General features: G+C 44.1%; 13 protein-coding genes. 3 read left to right on the forward strand and 10 right to left on the reverse strand.

Annotated elements, in window-relative coordinates; genetic code table 11:
• Positions 1–17: 17 nt before the first annotated feature.
• Positions 18–10,487: a tandem-95 repeat protein gene (locus AB4482_RS04700; RefSeq protein ID WP_372180598.1), complete on the forward strand. Its 10,470-nt coding sequence runs from the start codon at positions 18–20 to the stop codon at positions 10,485–10,487.
• Between the two features lie 87 nt (positions 10,488–10,574).
• Here the strand turns inward: AB4482_RS04700 and AB4482_RS04705 are convergent, their stop codons facing one another.
• Together AB4482_RS04705 and AB4482_RS04710 are read right to left on the reverse strand one after the other, a co-directional pair.
• Positions 10,575–11,768 (reverse strand): class I SAM-dependent methyltransferase, encoded by a 1,194-nt coding sequence (locus AB4482_RS04705; RefSeq protein WP_017059708.1) that lies wholly within the window; start codon positions 11,766–11,768, stop codon positions 10,575–10,577.
• Positions 11,769–11,896: 128 nt separating this feature from the next.
• Complete coding sequence (locus AB4482_RS04710; RefSeq protein ID WP_372115342.1) at positions 11,897–13,300, reverse strand: methyl-accepting chemotaxis protein; 1,404 nt, start codon at positions 13,298–13,300, stop codon at positions 11,897–11,899.
• Between the two features lie 88 nt (positions 13,301–13,388).
• Between AB4482_RS04710 and yccX the strand changes: the two genes are divergently transcribed.
• Positions 13,389–13,676 (forward strand): acylphosphatase, encoded by a 288-nt coding sequence (gene yccX / locus AB4482_RS04715; protein ID WP_372180600.1) that lies wholly within the window; start codon positions 13,389–13,391, stop codon positions 13,674–13,676.
• 59 nt (positions 13,677–13,735) lie between these two features.
• Here the strand turns inward: yccX and AB4482_RS04720 are convergent, their stop codons facing one another.
• The 6 genes from AB4482_RS04720 to AB4482_RS04745 form a co-directional block, all read right to left on the reverse strand.
• The gene (locus AB4482_RS04720) at positions 13,736–14,065 is read right to left on the reverse strand and encodes a TusE/DsrC/DsvC family sulfur relay protein (RefSeq protein WP_017057205.1); all 330 of its coding nucleotides are present in this window, start codon (positions 14,063–14,065) and stop codon (positions 13,736–13,738) included.
• 160 nt (positions 14,066–14,225) lie between these two features.
• The gene (locus AB4482_RS04725; RefSeq protein WP_017057206.1) at positions 14,226–14,891 is read right to left on the reverse strand and encodes a Bax inhibitor-1/YccA family protein; all 666 of its coding nucleotides are present in this window, start codon (positions 14,889–14,891) and stop codon (positions 14,226–14,228) included.
• Positions 14,892–15,173: 282 nt separating this feature from the next.
• Positions 15,174–15,938 carry an amino acid ABC transporter ATP-binding protein gene (locus tag AB4482_RS04730; protein ID WP_017059704.1) on the reverse strand — a complete coding sequence of 255 codons (765 nt, stop codon included), beginning with the start codon at positions 15,936–15,938 and terminating at the stop codon, positions 15,174–15,176.
• A 22-nt stretch (positions 15,939–15,960) separates the two neighbouring features.
• Positions 15,961–17,058 carry an amino acid ABC transporter permease gene (locus AB4482_RS04735; RefSeq protein ID WP_017066317.1) on the reverse strand — a complete coding sequence of 366 codons (1,098 nt, stop codon included), beginning with the start codon at positions 17,056–17,058 and terminating at the stop codon, positions 15,961–15,963.
• Between the two features lies 1 nt (position 17,059).
• On the reverse strand, positions 17,060–18,265 hold the full coding sequence (locus AB4482_RS04740; protein WP_017063829.1) for an amino acid ABC transporter permease: 1,206 nt from the start codon (positions 18,263–18,265) through the stop codon (positions 17,060–17,062).
• Between the two features lie 71 nt (positions 18,266–18,336).
• Entirely contained in the window at positions 18,337–19,365 is a 1,029-nt protein-coding gene (locus tag AB4482_RS04745) for an amino acid ABC transporter substrate-binding protein (protein ID WP_017059701.1), read from the reverse strand.
• 480 nt (positions 19,366–19,845) lie between these two features.
• Here AB4482_RS04745 and AB4482_RS04750 point away from each other — a divergent pair, with 480 nt between their 5' ends.
• A complete protein-coding gene (locus AB4482_RS04750) occupies positions 19,846–20,787 on the forward strand; it encodes a bifunctional precorrin-2 dehydrogenase/sirohydrochlorin ferrochelatase (RefSeq protein WP_017059700.1) in 942 nt (313 codons plus the stop codon).
• Positions 20,788–20,974: 187 nt separating this feature from the next.
• Here AB4482_RS04750 and AB4482_RS04755 read toward each other — a convergent pair whose 3' ends face one another.
• Both AB4482_RS04755 and AB4482_RS04760 read right to left on the reverse strand, forming a co-directional pair.
• The gene (locus AB4482_RS04755; RefSeq protein WP_017063832.1) at positions 20,975–21,457 is read right to left on the reverse strand and encodes a YajQ family cyclic di-GMP-binding protein; all 483 of its coding nucleotides are present in this window, start codon (positions 21,455–21,457) and stop codon (positions 20,975–20,977) included.
• A 12-nt stretch (positions 21,458–21,469) separates the two neighbouring features.
• Positions 21,470–22,528: a 3-deoxy-7-phosphoheptulonate synthase gene (locus tag AB4482_RS04760; RefSeq protein ID WP_102394015.1), complete on the reverse strand. Its 1,059-nt coding sequence runs from the start codon at positions 22,526–22,528 to the stop codon at positions 21,470–21,472.
• Positions 22,529–22,541: the final 13 nt, after the last annotated feature.

The following is a 22,541-nucleotide window of genomic DNA, read 5'->3' on the forward strand; positions in this document are numbered from 1 at the left end:
CCCTGAAAGAGAGCAACGTGAACGAGGGCCCAGTAGCGATTGATGACACATATGAAACTCATAGTGAGACGCTGCTCTTCTCTGAGTCCTTTGAAAACATGACAAACACAGGTCGTTGGACAGTAGTAACTGGCGACGAACTGGGTGATTGGGAAGCAACAAATGGTCTAGAGATTCAGCGTGACGGTCTCATAGCTGAAGCGACAGACGGTGACTACCTCGCTGAGCTTGATGCTCATCAAAACACCGCGATCACAACAAGTATTAATACGTCAGACCAAGATAGCGTTCGTGTTGAATTTGATTACAACCCTCGACGAGACGGTAATTCATCTTCTGACATGACGTTTAAAGTCGGTGACACGTTAGTTACTGTTCACGCCGATGGAACTCTATCGGGTGCCGACGGACTTAATGTCCAAATAGGGCAACCTGACGCAAATGGTTGGTATAAGATCACGGCTGAGTTCGAAGTCCAAGGGGACGTTACGGACCTTACATTTGCAGGCGCTGGTGCTTCAGATAGCTACGGTGCGTTGTTAGATAACATTACAGTGACAGGTATTAATCAATCTAAACTTGTTACTGCTGAAGACACGTCTATCACGATTTCTTTTGATGAATTGTTGGCGAATGATACTGACATTGATGGTGATGAGCTCTCAATTGTTGTGGGTTCAATTACCTCCGCGACTAATGGTGAGCTGTTTGTCGACTACACAAACAATACAATTACATTCACACCGGATACCGACTATAACGGGGAGGCAACTTTTAAATATAAAGTGACCGATGGGAACGGTGGGGAAGACGAAGCAGAAGTTACGCTTAATATCACTCCTGTGAACGATGCACCAGTGCTGATAGGTGATTTGTTGGGTGAAGTGGATGAAGAAGGCAGCTACACCATTACGGCTGAGGACCTAGGCTACACGGACGTTGATGATACTGACACAGGTGTGACCTTCACGGTCGGCAACGCGAGTGACGGCATAATCTTAGTCGGTGGTGTTCCGTCGAACCATTTCACTGTGGCGCAGTTGGCGGCGGGTGAAGTGACGTTCAAACATGACGGCAGTGAAACCACGTCAGCGTCGTTCGATGTGAACGTTGAAGACGGCAACGAAGATGGTAGCACACCGGTAGACAGCACTTTCAACTTGACGGTGACGCCAGTGAATGATGCGCCGGAACTAACAGGCGATTTGGCGGCGGAAGTGGATGAGGCAGGCAGCTACACGATCTCGGCAGCTGACTTGGGTTATACAGACGTTGACGATACAGACACAGGCGTGACCTTCACGGTCGGCAACGCGAGCAACGGCACAATCTTAGTGAACGGCGTCGCGTCTAGTAGTTTCACGGTGGCGCAGTTGGCGGCGGGTGAAGTGGCGTTCAAGCATGACGGCAGCGAAACCACGTCGGCGTCGTTCGATGTTAACGTTGAAGACGGCAACGAAGATGGCAGCACACCGGTAGACAGCACGTTCAACTTGACGGTGACGCCAGTGAATGATGCGCCGGAGCTGACAGGCGATCTGTTGGGTGAAATGGATGAAGCAGGCAGCTACACGATCACGGCGGCAGATCTTGGCTATACGGACGTTGACGATACGGACACAGGCGTGAGCTTCACGGTCAGCAACGAGAGTAACGGCACAATCTTAGTGAACGGCGTCGAGTCGAGCAGCTTTACGGTGGCGCAGTTGGCGGCGGGTAAAGTGACGTTTAAACATGACGGCAGCGAAACCACGTCGGCGTCTTTCGATATTAACGTTGAAGACGGCAACGAAGATGGCAGCACACCGGTAGACAGCACGTTCAACTTGACGGTGACGCCAGTCAACGATGCGCCTGTAGCCATCAGTGATTCTTACAAAAACGTTCAAGAAACCATATTGCTCACTGAGTCATTCGAAAATATGGCAAACCCAGCGGGTTGGACGGTTGTTTCTAAAGACCCATCAGAGGTATGGGACTTTACTAATGGTATAGAGATTGAGCGAGACGGCTTAATTGTTGATGCTACCGACGGTGATTTTTACGCAGAGCTAGACCCACATAAAAACACGGTGATGACGACATCAATTGATACGTCGGATCAAGACTCTTTGAGGGTAGAGTTCGATTATAACCCTCGCCAAGACGGCAACTCGTCGTCTGATATGACTTTTACTGTTGGGAATACAACTATTACGCTGCATGCGGATGGAACAGTGACTGCTCCAGAAGGCATTTCTGTAACACTAGATGGTCCGGATAACAAAGGTTGGTATCAAGCAAATGCTGAGTTTGATGTTAGTAGTGATGCTACTTTAATCGCTTTTGCTGGTGCGGGTAAATCTGATTCGCTTGGTGCGTTCATCGATAACATTACAGTTACCGGAATAGATGCACCCAAACTCATAACGGAAGAAGATCAGGCTCTTACTATTAGTGGTAGTGAGCTGCTAGCCAATGATTTCGATGTTGATGGGGATGACATAACCATTTTTTCTGTCAACGCAACCGATGCTACAAACGGTTCTGTTCAGCTGATAGATGGCAATGTCGTGTTTGAACCTAACCAAGACTTCAATGGTGAAGCGACTTTCGAATACACCATTGTTGATACTCATGGTGAAAAAAGCACTACGACAGTGACCGTTAATGTAACACCAGTAAATGATGACCCTATCGCGAACGATGATTCAAGAGAATTAGGTGATAACCTGATCGTCAATGGTAGCTTTGAAGACTATGAATCGGTATCAAATGCCGGTTGGGGTTCTCGAATCGACCAACTAGATGGTTGGTCCTACGATGCAAGAACTGGTGCTTTAGATTCAGTTCAAGAAGGCTATGCTGTTGATGAAACAGACGGCGATCGTATGATTGATATGGAAGGTAACGGTGACAATGTAACCCTTACCCAACAAATTCAAGGTGTGGAAAGCGGTACCCTATACCAACTGTCTTTTGATACGGCAATGTACGAAAGATTGCCGAGTGCTGAGCTTGAGGTCATTTGGAACGGCGAAGTCATTGCTACGATCACCCCTGAAAGCAACATAATGCAAACTCAGTTATTGGAATTATTAGGTGGTAGTGGAGATGGTTCAAATAACCTTTCATTTAGAGAAGTTGGTACTGAAGGCGACAAGAGTGGGACTTATCTAGACAATATCAAATTTCAAGAAGTGATTAAAAGCCTTCAGACACAAGAAGATATAACTCTCGATATCCCTAGTAGCGAGTTACTTTCGAATGATTCTGACGTTGATGGTGATACGTTAATTATTTTAGATAGTTTAGTGATTGATCCAACATACGGTCAGGTTGAGTTAATTGAGCTACAAGATGGTTCTCAAACCGTTCGTTACACTCCAGCGGATGACTTCAATGGTATCGCTACGTTTACTTACACAGTTTCTGACGGTAAAGGTGGTACTGATACCGCCGTGGTTACGATTAATGTCACTCCAGAAAATGATGCCCCAATATTTGTCAAAGATGGAGTGCCGATTGGCGATACTGATCAAATAAGTGTATCGACTAAAGAGGATAATTCTGTATCTGGTAAGGTTACTGCAACTGATATTGACGACACTGACCTGACTTACACGGTGAGCCAACCTACAAACGGTAGTGTTGAGATCGACCCTGAAACTGGCGAGTGGAAGTACACTCCGAACAACGAGTTTGATGGAGATGATTCATTTGTTGTTACCGTGTCGGACGGTAACGGTGGTACAGATACGGTTGTAGTGAATGTTGATGTATTACCTGTCGCCGAGCTAACTGTTAAGGCAGGCCAACCAGTGACAGAAGCAGAAGAAGCGTTCCTATCTTTTGAAATCAACCTAGATGAGCTTGTCTCTGAGAACGTTGGTCTTGCTCTTACACTAGGGGCTGCAGGGGATTCTGCAACTAAAGGTGTCGATTACGAAGACAATATTTACGTTAAAGATGGACAAGATTATAAAGCGCTTTCAGAGCAGGAGCTTGCCGATCTAATTATTGCTAGCGGCTCGGGTAGCTTAGAAGTCTTCATCAAGGTTCTTGATGATAAATTGCTTGAGGGTGAAGAGACTGTAACCCTAAAAGCTAGCTCAACTAGTGAGTTTGTTGAAAATGACAAACAGGACTCAGGTACAGCTAAGATTGTCGATGAGACAGACACAAACGACAAAGATACCGTTACAGTTGGGCTGACTGGTCCCGATTCAGTTATTGAGGGTGATAAGACAAGTCCATTTACGATTACGCTAAGTGAGCAAGTGCCTGAAGATAGTGTGGTTACTCTTCAGTACTCTTACACAAATGCGAGCAATGAAGATATTGTTGAAGTTATAACTGTAAACGTAGACGCAAATACAAATACAGCGACCTTTGAGATTCAAACTGAACAAGACAACGAATACGAAGTTGGACAAGAGTTTAACGTTAGTGTTGTATCCGTAACCCAAGATGGTACCGATGTATTTGAGAAGCTAGATACTTCTAGTGCTGATAAAAATGTAGCTATTGACGATAGCCATGATAACCCGCCAAAAGCTGAAGACTTCTCTATTTCTCTCAATGCAGATGGCTCTTCGCAAGTTATTTTCGATACCGGGATGGGGACTATCGAAGGTGATGGTACAGACCATATTTCTGATAATGAAGATGATAACGATAATGACGCAGATACAAATCTCGGCGTGATCATCACAGAGCTGCCTGATTCAGGAACTCTTTACTATGTCGATGGTAATAACAAGGTTGAAGTGGTAGTTGGGCAGACGTATGCAGATCCTAACAACATCGTTTATGAAGATGACCAAGAATCAACAGGCTTCTTCTTAGGTGTTGATGATACATCCACATTAGATAAAGGCCCTCATAGCACTGCAGAGTTTCATAACTGGGGTGATGAAGTAGATGCGTATACTCGCGAACTGAAGTTTGATAATGGTGATGTCGTCACCATTACCTCGGAAGGTCGAAATAACGTTGACGCCAAGCCTTTAGTACAGAACAACAGCCAGCAAGGCCATATGGGTTTCGGTATTGCATCGACTAATCGCGGTATTCACCAAGATGAGGTAATCAACATTGATTTCTCTTCTCGTCCAGCGGACTCAGTAACGGTTGGTCTAAGCGGTTTGGGTGGCTGGTTTGCCCCAAATGCTGATGATAGTGTTCAATCAAGAGCCGAGATTACAGTCACCTTTGATTATGGTAATGGTGTCACAGAAGACAAAACCTTCCTTTATGATGACACCCACAATAATCAAAATGTCACGATTGTCGCTCCTGAAGGTGCTGAGATTGTTTCGGTGGAAGCAAGCACACAAGGACCAGGTAACTGGGAGCTGACTTCTCTTGAAGCTAAGGCGTCAGATTCATTCGAATATAAAGCGGTAGACAGTGATGGTAACGAAAGTGAAGTTAAGACAGTTACTATCGATAAGTCTGGTGACCTGAATGCGAATAACGATCCGCAAGGCTTCGAAGTTAAACTGGGTGAGTTCAGTGAAGACAACGACTCTCCATGGTCAGCCGAAGGCGCTGAGCTAAATGCTAGCTTCAATGGCCAAGATAAAGACTTCGCACACAGCGGCATTAAGATTGGTGTTGCCGGCAAAGTAGGTGGATTGGGTGCTCAGATTGAATATGATCGTGCAGAGCAGCAATCTGAGAAGTTTGAAATCAACTTAGATAGCCCTGCTACTCAGTTTACATTTTCAGTATCTAACTTGTTTAAAAACGAAGGTAATGACGGTGATTTCACTGATAACCATGAACAAGGCAGTTGGGTAGCGTACCTCAATGGCGTAGCGGTTGCAGGTGATACGTTTATTGCTGAAGACGGTAACAATAAAGGTACTTACGAAATAACACCGCTTGGTCCTGATGGTACTCCAATCGCGTTTGATACTGTGGTATTTGAAGCAACTGAGTATTCCAACCAAGCAACGAATGATAATGATGCGTCAGATTACTTCCTAACTGGTTTTAAAGCCTCTAGTGAAGGCGCGTATGCAGTGAATCAAGGCGGCATTCTTGAGATTCCAACATCGAAGCTTGCTGGCATTATCGGTTCTGAGCTTCTAAATAACGATATCGATTCAGATGGCGACAATCTACGTATTACCTATGTATACGGTGAAACGGAAGGTAATGCGTATATCAAAGACGGCATCGTATACTTTGATTTAACTGGCGATGATTTTGTCGGTGAAACAACGTTTAAATATCAGGTTACTGATGATAATGGCCAAATCGCGAGTGCTGAAGTTAATGTTATCGTCAACCCTTTACCGACTCCTTCTAGTGTTGCGTCTGTAGACCTGCTAGCAGACTCAGTAGTTGAAGGTGATGATCTTGGCTTTAAAGTAATTCTGGATTCAAGTGCACTTGTTGAGTCTGTATTGGACGTTACTTTTGGTAAGAACACGGATGCTGCGAATGATTCGGGTGAAGAAAAAGATCTCGACTTGAGTCAGGTTCGTTTTACTAATGGCGTCACCTATGATCAGCAAAGTGGAAAACTGATTGTCCCAATTGGAGTGAAGGACTTTGCAATCTTGATTCCGACAATTGATGACAGTCTCCATGAGATCGCTGAAACCTACACCGTGACTGTTGGTGGTGAATCCTCTGTGGGTAGCATTACTGATAACGATGAAGCTCCAATTATCGATACAGTGAGCAACGCGGTTAATCTAAATAATGAACAAGTAATTGAAGGCGATATAGCCGTCTTCACCGTGAACCTAGTTAACACAAGCAGCCAAGAGACTCGATTCGACTGGTCGTTAAACTCAGGTTCTGCCGAGCTCGGTGATAACAAAGATTTCACCGACAACGTAGAGTTCACTGAGGGCGTGACGCTTGTTAATGGTCAGCTTGTTGTGCCTGCGGGAGTAACGTCGTTTGACATCAAGGTACCAACTAACGAAGACGGCATTGATGAGTTAAATGAGAACTTCACGCTCGAAGTGGATGGTAAGCAAGGTATTGCGACGATCATTGATAACGATGAAGCACCGCAAGCACAGGACTCACATGTCATTGGCGATGAGGCACAAGCCCAAGGTTCATCGATTACGTTTAAGTGGGCCGATTTCAACGTTTCTGATGCAGATTCCAGCGAATTGTCGATTGTTATCACTAGTGCTCCAGGTGCGGGTGATATGTATCTGTACAACGAATCTACTGATGAATGGGTTCTGTTAAATACTGAAACGATTGGTACAGGTGTATCAGTAAGCCAAGAGCAGGTAGAACAAGGTTTCTTGATATTCAACCCAGTAAGCTATGAATCTAGTACATCAATGTTTGATGAAGATAATGTAGTAACTGGTAATAATCAGCAAGATTATGCGGAGTTTAACTACCACAGTTCTGATGGCATCAACACCAGCTCTAGTACGACGATGTCGATTGATATTCGCCCTGATACGACACTTGCCAAGTTAGTTGTAGAATCACCAAATGTAGATTTAGATGAAGGTTTTAAGTTAGAGCAATGGGAGAACCTAGACTTTGATTACAACAATGGTAGCGGTGTCGCTCCGGACGTTGTTGAACAAGCAATCGAGTCTGCAGGTGTTGCCAACACTTCAGAAGTTACACAGACGCCAGACTTTGGCACTCAGAACTCTCCAGCTATCGAAAACATTTCGAGCAAACTTACTGGTTTGGTATTCCTAGTTGCTGGTGAGTCATACGTGTTTAGCGGTCATGCAGATGATTCATTTAGACTTGAAGTCGGTGGTGAAACCATGGCCTCTCAAACTTGGGGCGGAGGCGGTACCTATGAGTCTTCAGCCTTTGTACCATCGGCATCTGGTTGGTACACAATTACTGCATTCCACGACAACGAGGCTGGTCCAGGTAATGCCACTATCAGTGTCGCAGTTGGTGGTAATGAACCCGTAGACTTTAACACGGACAACTTCGATATTGTTCCGGATGTAAGTTCGCTTGAGGATAAAGTTAATATCGGGGCACAGGTTGAACATGAATCCTTAGAGGGTGGTTATTACCCAGCGTTCGATATTAATGAAGGGCTGGAAGATACCTTTATCAATGTCTCTAAGATCACTACGCAGCTTGTTGATACCGATGGTTCAGAGACATTGAGACTCGTCGTGTCCGGTTTGCCTGAAGGTTCAATTGTTAAACTTGGAGATCAGGAGCTTGTTGTTAATGCTGATGGTGAAGTTGATATATCTGCTTGGTTAACATCAAATGGTACTGCCGAAACAGTGCTCACTGATCTGATGATTCAGGTTGATGAGCCAGGCACTTATAGCGTTAAGATTGAAGCTATTTCAGACGAGATTGTCGGCGATACCAGTGAGATTTCGAGCGGGGCCTTCGACTTGATTGTTCATCCAGTGTCTGTTGGACCGGATGCTGAGAGTAAGGAAGCCTTTGGACAAGAAGATACTATTTTAGTGCTATCGATTGATGATTTTGGGATTGAGTCTGGCAACGATATAGTGATAACTCATCAACCACTCGATGGAGCGTTGGTGATTAACCTTGGTACTGTTCAAGAGCCAAATTGGCAGCCACTAAACTCGAGTCAGATTACATCGGCTCAATTAATTTCAGGCGTGATCGGCTTTAATCCAGATGCTAACGAATCTGGTTATGACGGCTTTAATGTTGATGGTGTAGGCAATAAATCGAATGACTACGCTGAAATTAAGTTCAAGGCTGTAAACGAGAATGGTACGTCAGAAGAGCATACGCTTACGGTAGATATTACGCCTGTGGCTGATGCCCCATTAGTAGCTGTTTCCATTGGGGATATTACCTTTTCCAACGGTATCGACGTATATCAAGAACTTGTTGGGTTCTCCCAGTTGACTACTACAGAGAAAAACACACTACTTACAGAACTTAAATTAGATGGTTTTGAGGAAGGCAGAGTACTTAACGCGGATATTCATGAGCACTTACATCAAGGCGGATCTAAGGACAAGCTTTATGTTGGTGACCAAAGTCAGGACTCGGACCACTATATAGGTGGTGCGGGCAACGATTGGTTCGTATCAGGCGCTGGAAATGACAAAATTGAAGGTGATGAAACTACCAGTGATATAGGTGTCGATGGGTATGACACTGTAATTTACTCAGGTCCAGTTTCTCAGTACATAATCACAGATCTAGGCGATCATGGTGGAGGTGTCGGCCACTGGCTAGTGCGAGATACGAAGGGGACCGATACACCTAATGATCAATATACTCCTTCTGATGAAAATGGAGACCACTTATATGAAATTGAACGATTGATTTTCTCTGATGCTATCGTTGAACTAAACAACATAGATGGAAGCTATCGTATTGTTCAACAACAGGAAATCCCTGTCGATATAAAGGTTTCTTTGCAAGATGCGGATGGCAGTGAAATCATTAAAGGTGATTCGGTTACGGTGAGTGGTATTCCGTCAGGGGCGAAACTGTATGTAGATGGAGTACTGCAAACGCCAGTCAATGGTACAAGTAATTACATACTTGCACTTGCTGTTGATGCAGCTGGAGTTGTGGGGACGGTAAGTGCTCAATTAGTATTCCCGGCGGATTATACTGGAAATCGTGATTTTGGTATTACAGTTGAAGCAGTTAGTGAAGAGCAATATGTTACGGGAGCGGACAAATTTGCAAGCTCTACGGCAACTGCAGAAATCGAGGTTCCTGAGCCCGTAACACCAACCGCGATTAGTTCTTCTGGAGATGTCACCGACACGATTACCGTAGATGGAGCTGACCTTCAATGGCAGAAGCATCAATTCTCTGCTGGGAATACAGAAAATGAGAGAACATCAACGTTTGATAATACAAACACCGATTACCTTGTTGATGTTGGCAAAGGTGGTGACTACGTTCAACTAGGAGGTGGAAACGACACGGTTTACCTTGGGGGGAGTGAGTCATTAGCCAAGAACCCTAAAGACGGTGCGGCTGAGCGTGATGATTTTGTATCGGAAGGCGATAGTTATAGACCAAGTATGAATAAGAATGACAGCATCGATATTGCTTTCACTGGTGACGGTAACGATACAGTTTACGGACAAGCAGGTATCGACGCTATCGATGGTGGTACTGGTAATGACTACTTAGATGGTGGGAGTGGTGATGACGCACTTAAAGGTGGAGTTGGTCAAGATACGCTGATTGGTGGTCTCGGAAACGATATCCTTATTGGTGGTGATGACGCTGATATATTCAAGTGGGTTGATGGTGATTTAGATGGAAGTACCGATCGAATCTCCGATTTTAGCATCGCGGAAGGAGATAAGGTTGATTTGTCTGACTTATTTGCTGATGCGCCAACTCAACAACAAGTCACTGAGTTGTTAGACAACATCGAGGTTGAAGGAGGCGAAGTTAACTCCGCCATGGTTGTAGAAAAAGATGGGCAGCAAGTTAAAATTGAATTTGATGGCCTCTCCGCTGCAGACTTGACGAATAGTTTGTCTGACATCCTAGTTATTAAAGACGATTGAGTTTGCTGATACTAATAAAAAACCGAGATTGAAGAATCTCGGTTTTTTATGAACTGTAACGCTGTTTCTTAGACTGGTAATTTGTATTTAAAGAACCTTACAAGCAAAACCTTTTAGGTAGAAGCCTTCTGGGTAAGCAGTGTCAGTTAGATGGTCAGCTGCTTGCTCGAAGCGTTCTACGAACTTAACAGTGCGGCCTGCATCTAATGCTGCATCAGCAATGATTTTTTGGAACAAATCAGTACCCATTAAGCCAGAGCAAGAGTAGGTGAGTAGAGTGCCGCCTGGTTTCAGGATTTGCATTGCAAGCATGTTAACGTCTTTATAGCCGTTGGCGCCTGAAGTTAGGTTATTCTTGCTTGAAACAAATTTTGGCGGATCCATAATCACTACGTCAAACTTAGTGCCTTGATCACGGTACTCACGAAGCAGTTTGAAAACGTCAGCGTTTAGGAATACAGCGCGCTTTTTCGAGATATCAAACTCATTAAGTTCAGCGTTGAATTTAGCGGTATCAAGAGCAAGTTGAGATACGTCAGCGTTGATAACACGCTTCGCGTCGCCTTTAAGTGCGTAAAGGCCAAAGCCACCTGTATATGAGAAACAGTTAAGGACATCTTTGCCTTTAACGTACTTCATCGATTCTTTGCGGCTATCACGTTGGTCCATGTAGAAGCCTGTTTTGTGGCCTTCCATAATGTTCACGCTGATTTTAACGCCATTTTCTTCAATCACGATAGATTTTGGTGGCTCTTCACCATGAAGAACGCCGACAACTTGTTCTAGGCCTTCTTTCTTACGAACTGCCACGTCTGAACGCTCGTAGATGTTGCAGTCAGGGAAACACTCGATTAACGCTTCAACCAATACGCTTTTGTTAAACTCAGCGCCAGCACTTAGCAGTTGGCAAACAAGAAAGTCTTGGTATTTGTCGATTGTGATACCTGGTAAGCCATCAGACTCTGCGGCCGTTAGGCGGTAGCCCGTTAGACCATCACGTTCGATAATGTCTTCTCGTAAAGACTGTGCGTCTTGAATTCGTTTTACGAAGAACGCCTTGTTGATCTCTTCTTTTTCAAATGTCCAAACACGAGCTCGAATTTGAGATTCTGGTGAGTAAGCCGCTTTTGCAAGCCACTGACCATTTTGAGCATATACGTCTACAGTTTCACCTTGTTTTGGTTCGCCTTCGACCTTATCGATACCGCGTGAAAATACCCAAGGGTGTTTGCGGCGTAGTGATTTATCTCGGCCTTTAGCTAGATGAATTGAAGGAGTCATAATTTACTCTGTTTGTTGAATTTGAAGGAGGGGTATTGTCGGGGAAGTGCAGGTGAAAAGCAAATAAGAAAGGGCTGCAGAAGCAGCCCTAGTAATGATTAATCAACACATTGTGGTGGATATCAGTATTAAGCTTTAAGACCTGTCAGCAAACCTTCCATCGTATCGCTTTGTTTACGAAGTTGGTCAACATTGGAATTACTCTTACTGATCATCTCGCAGATACTGTCTGACTGATGACGAATCTCTTCAACACTCTGTGCAATGTTGTCAGCGACTACGCCTTGTTCTTCAGCCGCGGTAGCAATTTGAGTGCTGCTATCTGAAATAGACTGGTTTTTTTCCGCTAATGAACCGATCTCGACGTTCACTTCTGACATCAGTGTTTGGCCTTCGTTAGCATTGTTCACCGTGACTTCCATCAGCTTGGTCAGTGATTGACTGTTACGTTGTAATGATTCAATCATGCTTTGGATTTCAACCGTTGCTTGCTGAGTACGACCGGCAAGGGCACGAACTTCATCGGCAACAACAGCAAATCCACGACCTTGCTCGCCAGCACGTGCGGCTTCGATAGCTGCGTTCAACGCTAACAGGTTAGTCTGTTCAGAAATACCGTTGATGGTTGTGACTACTTCATCGATCTGCGCCGCGTTGGCATCCAGTTCTTCTACTGCTTGTGAAGCGGACTGGATCTCTTGAGATAGGCTAGAGATAGACTCCAGTGTATTTGAAACCTTGACTTGACCGCTCTGAGCAACGCCGCGAGCGTCCATCGTTTGTGAGCTAGACGCATGAGCAAGGGTAGCGACTTCGCGAATGGTAGCCGCCATTTGTTCCGTTGCACTTGCTAAGCTATTCAGGTGTTCTTGTTGGTTACCTGAGATGTCTGAACTTTGTTGTGTTGACTGGTTCAAGTCCGAGCTGATCTGCTGCATGAGAGCGACAGACTCTTGGATTGATAGAACCATGTTTTGTTCACGCTCCGCAACTTTATCGATTGTAATCGCGATTTCACTGAACTCGTCACGAACTAAGAAGTAGTTCATGCGGCAAGTTAAGTCGCCATTCGCAAGCGTGTTCAGAGCTTTGTTCATAGAGAACATCGCGCCGCCAATAAAGGTCATGATGTAGTAAACACCTAGTGCGATAAGCGTTAGGGTTACAGCGATGATAGAAACCTGAGTCGTCGATAGAGCAGACCAAAGGTTTTGGTCATGGTTAGCAACTAGGCTGAACGCTCCATTCATCACTGAAACAGAACCAGCACCGTAGCCTAAAGAGATGGTTTCAGAGCTGCTGACAAGCTGAGCTACTTGATCTTTAGTGAGTTGACCCGCTTCGATAAGCCCTTTCATCAAGAGCATTTCTTCTTGATAAAGGTGAGCAAGTAAAGAGTCCGCGGCATTATCTAAAACGAGAGTTAATATAACCAGGGCGAGAAGTGGCAATAAGAAGAGTAGATAGAACTTTTCTTGGATTTTTAGGTGAATGAGATATTTGTCAATCCAACGAAATGGGATTTCTTTCATAATCGTTATACTCGAAGTAAGTCCACCAATAAGCGGTGAATGAATAGAAACTCGACTATATCATTCATATAATTTATGAGGCAACGTTATGGAAAGTTCACAATATATTTTTGTCGTGTCAGGCGTAGTTCAATGTATTGGGTTCCGTTACCACACCAGTAGGCAGGCGCAAGCTATGGGTCTCTCAGGTTATGCAAAGAACTTAAATGATGGTCGAGTTGAAGTGTTAGTTGTCGGAGAGAGTCAGCAAATTGAGAAGTTACATGCTTGGCTCTATATTGGCCCTTCGAGCGCAACAGTAGACAACGTTGTGATGCATCAAGTTAAAGATAGTGAGCGCCAAGACGTACGCATAGGGGCGTTTAAAATACTGTAGTTGTAGCACTACAGTATTTTATATTGAACGTAACTTAATGACCTAAAGCGGGTTAGGTTTTACAAGCACTTTGCTGGTTTAGGTAAACCGGCGAGCTTGGTCGCTTGTTTTGCAGGGCCTTTTTTGAATAACTTGAAAAGGTACTTACTATTGCCTTTTTCTGGGCCATGAGCTTTTTCCATTGCTTTAACGAGCATGCGAACCGCTGGTGAGGTGTTGAACTCTTCGTAAAAGCTCCTTACAAAATGTACGACTTCTAAGTGTGCATCTGTAAGTTCAATCGCCTCGTCTTGAGCAAGAATTTCAATCATGCCTTCTTCCCATTGCGTGTAATCCAATAGGTAGCCTTGAGCGTCGGTTTCGATTTGCTTGCCGTTATATTCAAACATGTTTAATCCAGAATCCAATTAACTATGCGGATAGGGTACATGACCAAGTTTGTCTTTCTCAACAGAAATTGTAGCTATCCAATGAAATATCGTACTTATAGATACAAAAAAGCCCAAGAGGTAGGCTCTTGGGCTAGATATTCTTCAATGATGGGAACGATTAGTCGTCGCTGCCCATGATGCCTAGGATGCTTAGTAGGCTGATGAAGATGTTGTAGATCGATACGTACAAGCTGATCGTTGCAGAGATGTAGTTTGTTTCACCGCCACGAATGATGTTTTGCGTTGTAAGCAAGATAACACCAGTCGAGAACAGGATGAACATACCGCTCATTGCCAATGATAGTAGAGGCATTTGTAGGAAGATGTTTGCAACCATACCTACAAGTAGTACTACGAAACCCGCTAATAGCATGCCATTAAGGAACGACAGGTCACGCTTAGTTGTTAGTGCGTAAGCTGATGCGCCCATAAACGCCAGTGCTGTACCGCCAAGTGCAGTTAGGATGACATCACCCATGCCTGCGCCAACGTACATGTTTAAGATTGGACCGATGGTGTAGCCTAAGAAACCTGTAAATAGGAATGTGAAGACTAGACCCATGCTGTTGTCACGGTTCTTTTCTGTTAGGAAAAGTAGGCCGTAGAAGCCAACTAGCATGATAATAAGACCCGGGCGAGGAAGGTTCATCGCCATGGATACGCCTGCTACAACAGCAGACCAAAGTAGTGTCATAGACAGTAATGCGTAGGTGTTACGCAACACTTTATTGGTTTGCAGAGCACTTTCTTGAGATGCTGTGCGTGAAAACATAGGGCTGTTCATAATCTTCCTCGTAAGGTGACTTCAATAGTTATTAGTACATTTATGGGGGTGAAAGTTCGAAAAATCAAGTCTCTCATTCCTCTTGTATACGTAAAATAATAATCAAAATAGTCGGTTAAGTGTTTCTGAAGGTGTAACAAAGTATTTCTTAAAGTGCAGTTAAGGTTCGTTGTTCAATTTTAATCGCACTGAATCGCTGTTTATAATCTTGAAAAACTAATTATAACACTGAAAACAAAGAGGCGACCTAAGCCGCCTCTGTAGTTTATGCATCATAACACATTAGTGGTGTAAGATTTGGCTTAAGAAGTTCTGCGTTCTGTCTGATTGTGGGTTTTCAAAGAAATCGACAGGGTTGTTCTCTTCTATGATTTCACCGGCATCCATGAAGATAACGCGATCCGCGACCTCTTTAGCAAAGCCCATCTCGTGCGTTACACAAAGCATCGTCATGCCTTCTTCTGCAAGCTCAACCATTACGTCTAACACCTCACGAACCATTTCTGGATCGAGCGCCGACGTTGGCTCATCAAACAGCATCACTTGAGGGTTCATACACAAAGAGCGAGCGATAGCTACACGCTGCTGTTGACCACCTGAAAGCTGACCTGGGAACTTGTCCGCTTGCTCAGGGATTTTTACGCGCTCTAGGTACTTCATTGCAATCGCTTCGGCTTCTTCTTTTGGCATCTTTTTGACCCAGATTGGAGCCAGAGTACAGTTCTCTAATACCGTCAGATGTGGAAACAGATTGAAGTGTTGGAAACACATGCCGACATCTCTACGCACGGCTTCGATGTTCTTTAGGTCTTCCGTTAATTCATTACCTGAAACGAAGATATGACCTTTTTGGTGCTCTTCTAATCGGTTGATGCAGCGGATCATCGTTGATTTACCAGAGCCTGAAGGGCCACAGATAACGATTTTCTCGCCTTTTTTAACTTCTAAATTGATGTTCTTAAGTACGTGGAATTCACCGTACCACTTGTTCATGTCTTTCAACTCGATCATAAGACCTTGAGAGTTGTTTTCTGTCTGCTGCGTCATAATACGTCCTTGATCTTGTTAATTATCGTTTGTGACCGGTGTGAAGTCTGTTTTCTAGCCATATCGAATATCTCGACATGCCAAAACAAAACACCCAGAACACTAACGCGACAAATACATAACTTTCTGTTGAATACCCAAGCCATTCAGGGTCGGTATTCGCGGCTTGGCCAATTCCTAGTACATCAAACATACCAATAATCAAAACAAGACTGGTATCTTTAAACAAACCAATGAAGGTGTTCACAATTGAAGGAATCGTGATTTTAAGAGCTTGAGGTAGAATGATAAGCCCAGTCTTTTTCCAGTAGCTTAACCCCAGAGCATCAGCTGCTTCGTATTGGCCTTTTGGTATTGCTTGTAGACCACCTCGAATTACTTCGGCCATGTAGGCTGCACTGAATAGAACTACCCCTACAAGTGCTCGAATGAGCTTATCGGTTTCTGTCCCTTCTGATAAAAAGAGTGGCAGCATTACTGAAGCCATGAATAGAACTGTAATGAGCGGTACGCCACGCCAAATTTCGATGTATACGGTACACATACTGCGAATGATCGGCATCTCTGAGCGGCGCCCAAGAGCAAGTGCAACACCAATAGGGAGTGACACTACAATACCAACAAGTGCGATGACCAGTGTAACCAGTAGGCCGCCCCATTTATGGGTATCAACAACTTCTAACCCAAAGACGCCACCGTATAGCAAGCCAGCAATGATAAATGGGTAGATGTTGACGAAGAACAACCAAATCCACGTACGTTTAGGTGTTTTTTCATAAGCCAGTAAGGCTACAAAAATGGCCAACGTTGCATAGAAGAGGCGAGGTCGCCACAGTTCAGCTTCTGGGTAGAAGCCATACATGAATTGGTCCCAACGAACGCTGATAAAAACCCAACAAGCGCCTTCGCTAGTACAGGCATCACGTGTGGTTCCTATCCAGTCGGCACTGATGAATGCCCAATCCGCTATTGCCCATAATAGGGTGAAAGCAAAGTAAGCAAGAATCACAGTGACGACGCTGTTAACAGGTCCATTAAATAGATTTTTTCTTAACCAACCGACTGGCCCAACGGTATTCGCTGGAGGCGGAAGATCAGGTTGAAATTGATGTGTACTCATCTTATCTCTCCACCAATGCTACTTTGCGGTTGTATATGTTCATTAGAGCGGACGTTAATAGGCTCAAGGTTAGGTAGACGCCCATTGTCATCGCGATTACTTCGATAGCTTGTCCAGTTTGGTTAAGTGTTGTTCCTGCAAATACAGAGACAAGATCAGGATAACCAATGGCCATCGCAAGTGATGAGTTTTTGGTCAGGTTTAGATACTGACTGGTTAGTGGTGGGATAATGATTCTTAATGCTTGTGGAATAATGACAAGCTTTAGAGTTCTAGAACGTGGGATGCCTAGAGACATCGCAGCCTCAGTTTGCCCATGGTTTACCGCGTTAATACCTGAACGAACAATCTCAGCAATGAACGCTGCTGTATAGATACTTAAAGCGAGCATCAATGCAGCAAGCTCAGGGATTATCGTAACACCACCCTTGAAGTTAAACCCTTTCAACACAGGGTAATCTGCAGAGATAGGCATGCCCATAACAAAGTAAGTTATCAACGGTAAGCCTAAAATCAACGCAGCGGCAATTCGCAACATCGGTGTTTGTTGGCCGGTCAGTTTCTGTCTGTTCTTAGCCCAGATGTTGATAATAAACGTAGCGATAATACCGACAATCAATGATGCGATGACAATGCTACTGCCTTGCTCAAAGACTGGAGCAGGGAAGTACAACCCGCGTACGTTCAAGAAAATTGCTTCACCTAGACTCATACTTTGACGAGCAGAAGGCAAGGCTTGTAGAACGGCGAAATACCAGAAAAAGATTTGTAATAGCAGAGGGATATTTCGGAATATCTCAATGTAGACAGCTGCAAATCGGCTAACTAGCCAGTTTGAAGAGAGCCTAGCGATACCCATACTAAAGCCCAGCACTGTCGCTAGCATGATGCCGAGTACTGAAACCAAAGCGGTATTGAGAAGACCGATAAAGAATGTACGACCGTATGAGTAGGTCTCGTCGTATTCAATCAGTGTTAAGCCGATACCAAAACCAGCTTCTTGTGAGAGAAAATCAAAACCAGTGGTGATACCACGGGAATCTAAGTTTGTGAGTGCATTATTTACAATCGTGTAAAAGAAAGCACAAAGCGCCCCGACGGCGATAATTTGGAAAATGATGGAGCGAAAAGTGGGGTTGTAAAATAAGTTGGCACTTTTGGGCTGTGGCTTTGCCTGAGCTGGAGAAATAGTTTCATTAGGTTTCATACTACTATAACCTCAAATCCATTTAATAAATAGGGCGGAAAACTCCGCCCTAATTGATGCTTGAAAATTTATTAACGGATTGGTGGAGCGTACATAAAGCCGCCCGCATTCCATAATGCATTTACACCACGAGAGATTTGAAGTGGAGAACCTGTACCAACAGTACGCTCAAAACTCTCACCGTAGTTACCAACTTGCTTAATTACTTGGTAACCCCAGTCGTCGCGAATGCCAAGGCCTTTACCTTTAGGACCGTCTACACCAAGAATACGTTTGATGTTTGGATCTTTTGACTTAAGCATTTCGTCTGCATTTTTAGAAGAGATGCCGTATTCTTCCGCGTTAATCATTGCTGAAAGTGTCCACTTAGCAACGTTAAACCATTGATCATCATCTTGACGAACAACAGGGCCTAGAGGCTCTTTAGAGATGATTTCAGGAAGTACTTCTGCAGATTTAGGATCAGCTAGGTTTAGGCGAAGTGCGTATAGACCAGATTGGTCAGTTGTTAGTACGTCACAACGACCTGCGTCGAAACCTTTCGATGTTTGTGCTGCCGTATCGAATACCACTGGCTTGTAAGACATGCCACTGTTACGGAAGTAATCGGCTAGGTTAAGTTCAGTTGTTGTACCTGATTGAACACATACAGAAGCGCCATCAAGCTCTTGAGCACTTGTTAGGCCAAGTTCTTTCTTAACCATGAAGCCTTGACCATCGTAGTAGTTAACGCCTACGAAGTTCAGACCTAGAGCAGTGTCACGATGTAATGTCCATGTTGTGTTACGAGATAGTACGTCGATTTCGCCAGATTGAAGCGCAGTAAAACGCTCTTTTGCTGTTAGAGGTACATACTTAACTTTAGTCTTGTCACCGAGTACAGCCGCTGCAAGAGCTTGACAATACTCAACATCAATTCCTTCCCATTCACCTTTTGAGTTAGGGTTAGAGAACCCTGGAAGACCGGTACTTACACCACAAGTTAGAAAACCTTGAGATGTGACTTTGTCCAGAGTGCTTTCTGCCGCTGATGCCGATGTTGCCATCATCGCAGTTGATGCAGCTACTACTGAAGCAAGAAGTGTTAGTTTATTTGTCATTTGTATCCTTCCTTGTTAACCAGGTGACACCTGATACTCGTGCTCGTTTGAGTTTCTCTTATGTGTTGCGTTTTCTATGACCTTGTTGTTCAAATTAAACGAGTTGCATTTTGCAAATGAAACTGTGTGCGATTTAAACAACTGTTTATAAGGTTAGGAAAGGATCCGTAGTTTCACAAATGTATAATTTAAAAAGAATTTTGAATGAAATCACAAATCCGAACACAATTAGAATGACCAAATGTTAAGTGAATGTAAATAGTGCAACGGTTCACACTGTTGGTGCAACGAGATTTAGATTTTTATATTGATAATCGACTAGATAAATATTCTGAATAAACATCACAATGATGAAATATTAAACTTAAGAAATGTTGAAATTTGGTCAATAAATATTTTTATTACACTTCGATAGTTATGAATATGCTCCAAATTTGGTAGCATGGCTGAATAGTTATTGAAGTAGTCTCAAGGAAGAACATGCGTTATTTCCCAATGTTTTTGGATGTAGAAAATAAGCCAATCTTAGTGGTTGGTGGGGGTGAGGTTGCTTGCCGTAAAGTCGATAGCTTACTACGAGCGGGAGCGGATGTGACTTTGGTGTCTCCCAAGGTAGCGCCTTACTTAAAGCAGCTTGTGGACGAGAACAAGCTTCACTGGGTTCAAAACTTTTACTCGTCACAGATCATATCGAAAAATTACTTGCAGGTTTGGGCCACAACAGACAACCCAAGCTTGAATCACCAAGTGTATAATGATGCGAAAAAACTGGGCATTTTAGTCAATGTGGTTGACGATCTTCCTTACTGCGACTTCATCACACCTTCGATGATAAATCGCGGCAGAATCCAAATTGCCATCTCTAGTGGCGGGGCATCACCTGTTTTAGTAAGAAATATCAGAGAAAAACTCGAAACGGTATTGCCACAAAACATAGGTTTGATAGCAGACTTCGGTGCATCAAAACGCAATTCAATCAAAGAGTCATTCCCAACCGTCGACGAGCGTCGTAAATTTTGGGAGCGTTTCTTGTCATCCAGCTTTATCGAGCAGGTGAATGACAGAGAGCAGTTAGAGTCTTACTACCAGCAAGCGCTAACCGAAGGCATTGATAGCGAAGGGCAGGTCACTTGGATTGAATTCGAGCAAGATGTCGAGCTGTTGTCTATGAAGGCTTTACGTTTGATGCAGGAGGCAGAGCTCGTACTTTCACCGAGCGATTGTCCATTTGAATTTATCGACCTGTGCCGCCGAGATGCAGAAAGAGAGAGCTACGCCAACAGCGGAGAGCTATCAACAAAGCTTGAGCAAGCAAGAGCAGAGAAATTACGAGTGTGTGTGTTTATTCCACCAGCAAGCGTAGAGTTTAATCTGTTGGTCGGCAAAGACCTAAAATTGTCAGCAGCCCAAGTACTCAGTTGAGGCTGTTGCTTCTAGTTGAAATGAGAGCTTTCTGGTTGTTTTAAATCGGCTAGAGGCTCGGAATAAAACTAAAGCTGGACCAGATAAATAAAAAGCCACTTCAAAAGAAGTGGCTTTTTGCTATTTCAAACACGACATTGTGCTGATGAATGAGCAACCCAAATAGGCGGTCACTCAAACTCAAAAATTAGTCGCGGAAGTTGTCAAACTGGAAAGGTTGGCCAAGTTCACCGCCGCGAACTAGAGCCATAACAGCTTGTAGGTCATCACGCTTCTTACCAGTAACACGAACTTTGTCGCCTTGGATAGAAGCTTGAACTTTAACTTTGTTGTCTTTGATTAGCTTAACGATCTTCTTAGCGACATCAGTTTCAATGCCTTGCTTAAAGATAACCGTTTGGTGCCAAGTGCGACCTGTTTGGTCTGCCGCTTTCGCTTCCATCGCGTTAGGATCAACATTACGCTTCGTTAGGTTGCTGCGAAGGATATCGCGCATTTGCTTCAGTTGAAAATCGTCTTGAGCAGTCAATTTTACTGATTCATCTTTGTAATCAAAGCTTGCGTCAACGCCGCGGAAATCGAAACGAGTCGATAGTTCACGGTTTGCGTTGTCTACTGCGTTACGCAGTTCTACTGCTTCTACTTCAGAGATAATGTCAAATGATGGCATTGTGTTGTTTCCTTAAGCTAAGTTTCTATCTTTAATTGCTGTTGCAAGCATGTCTAGCATTGTTGCAGTATCTTCCCAGCTTAGGCATGGGTCAGTAATCGACTTGCCATATTCTAGGTTGTTAATGTCTGTCATTGGCTGGTTGCCTTCAATAATGAAGCTCTCTGCCATAATGCCTGCAATTTGGTTCTTGTTAGATTTAATTTGCTCACAAATGTCTTGTGCAACTTCTAACTGCTTACGGTGTTGCTTCTGACAGTTAGCGTGGCTAAAGTCTACAACCAAACGTTGAGGTAGATCGAATTCAGCCAGTTGCTTACATGCAGTATCTACAGATTCAGCGTCGAAGTTAGGGCCTTTATCGCCACCACGTAGAATAACGTGACCGTATGGGTTGCCAGAAGTACGGTAAACCGTCATGCGGCCGTTCTTATCTGGAGAGTAGAAGTAGTGTGAAGCATGTGCTGCACGAATTGCATCGATAGCAATCTTGATGTTGCCGTTGGTCGCGTTCTTGAAGCCAACAGGGCAAGACAGTGCAGAAGCCATTTCACGGTGAATCTGAGATTCAGTTGTACGAGCGCCAATCGCACCCCAAGTGATAAGGTCTGCAATGTACTGACCTGTGATCATATCAAGGAATTCAGTCGCGGTAGCGAGGCCAAGCTTGTTGATATCTAGCAGAAGCTTACGAGCTTTGCTCAAGCCTGTTTCAAGTGCGTATGAACCATCAAGGTTAGGATCTGTAATCAAACCCTTCCAACCTACAACAGTACGAGGCTTCTCGAAGTAGGTTCTCATTACAACGAACAGTTCATCTTTGTACTGGTCTTGAATTTTGCTTAGGCGCTCAGCGTAATCAAGTGCCGCATCTGTATCGTGAACAGAGCAAGGGCCTACGATAACTAATAGGCGGTTATCACGACCAGTTAGGATATCTTCGATTTGGCGGCGAGAATTTTTAATGCGCTCAGCAACGTCGTCAGTAATAGGGTGTGCATTGCCTAGTTCGGCAGGAGTTGGCATAGGACCCAGAGCTTGGGTTCTCAACTCATCAGTTTTTAATGGCATGTGATAGCTTTTT

The organism is Vibrio sp. 10N.222.55.C7, from assembly GCF_041473335.1.
Lineage (GTDB): Bacteria > Pseudomonadota > Gammaproteobacteria > Enterobacterales > Vibrionaceae > Vibrio > Vibrio crassostreae_C.

What these genes read in the sequence shown, in the direction of transcription:
- AB4482_RS04735 (WP_017066317.1), bottom strand. Translation starts at nt 17,058, where the DNA reads ATGAGTACACATCAATTTCAACCTGATCTTCCGCCTCCAGCGAATACC.
- AB4482_RS04740 (WP_017063829.1), bottom strand. Translation starts at nt 18,265, where the DNA reads ATGAAACCTAATGAAACTATTTCTCCAGCTCAGGCAAAGCCACAGCCC.
- yccX (WP_372180600.1), top strand. Translation starts at nt 13,389, where the DNA reads ATGGAAAGTTCACAATATATTTTTGTCGTGTCAGGCGTAGTTCAATGT.
- AB4482_RS04745 (WP_017059701.1), bottom strand. Translation starts at nt 19,365, where the DNA reads ATGACAAATAAACTAACACTTCTTGCTTCAGTAGTAGCTGCATCAACT.
- AB4482_RS04720 (WP_017057205.1), bottom strand. Translation starts at nt 14,065, where the DNA reads ATGTTTGAATATAACGGCAAGCAAATCGAAACCGACGCTCAAGGCTAC.
- AB4482_RS04760 (WP_102394015.1), bottom strand. Translation starts at nt 22,528, where the DNA reads ATGCCATTAAAAACTGATGAGTTGAGAACCCAAGCTCTGGGTCCTATG.
- AB4482_RS04705 (WP_017059708.1), bottom strand. Translation starts at nt 11,768, where the DNA reads ATGACTCCTTCAATTCATCTAGCTAAAGGCCGAGATAAATCACTACGC.
- AB4482_RS04755 (WP_017063832.1), bottom strand. Translation starts at nt 21,457, where the DNA reads ATGCCATCATTTGACATTATCTCTGAAGTAGAAGCAGTAGAACTGCGT.
- AB4482_RS04725 (WP_017057206.1), bottom strand. Translation starts at nt 14,891, where the DNA reads ATGAACAGCCCTATGTTTTCACGCACAGCATCTCAAGAAAGTGCTCTG.
- AB4482_RS04750 (WP_017059700.1), top strand. Translation starts at nt 19,846, where the DNA reads ATGCGTTATTTCCCAATGTTTTTGGATGTAGAAAATAAGCCAATCTTA.
- AB4482_RS04730 (WP_017059704.1), bottom strand. Translation starts at nt 15,938, where the DNA reads ATGACGCAGCAGACAGAAAACAACTCTCAAGGTCTTATGATCGAGTTG.
- AB4482_RS04710 (WP_372115342.1), bottom strand. Translation starts at nt 13,300, where the DNA reads ATGAAAGAAATCCCATTTCGTTGGATTGACAAATATCTCATTCACCTA.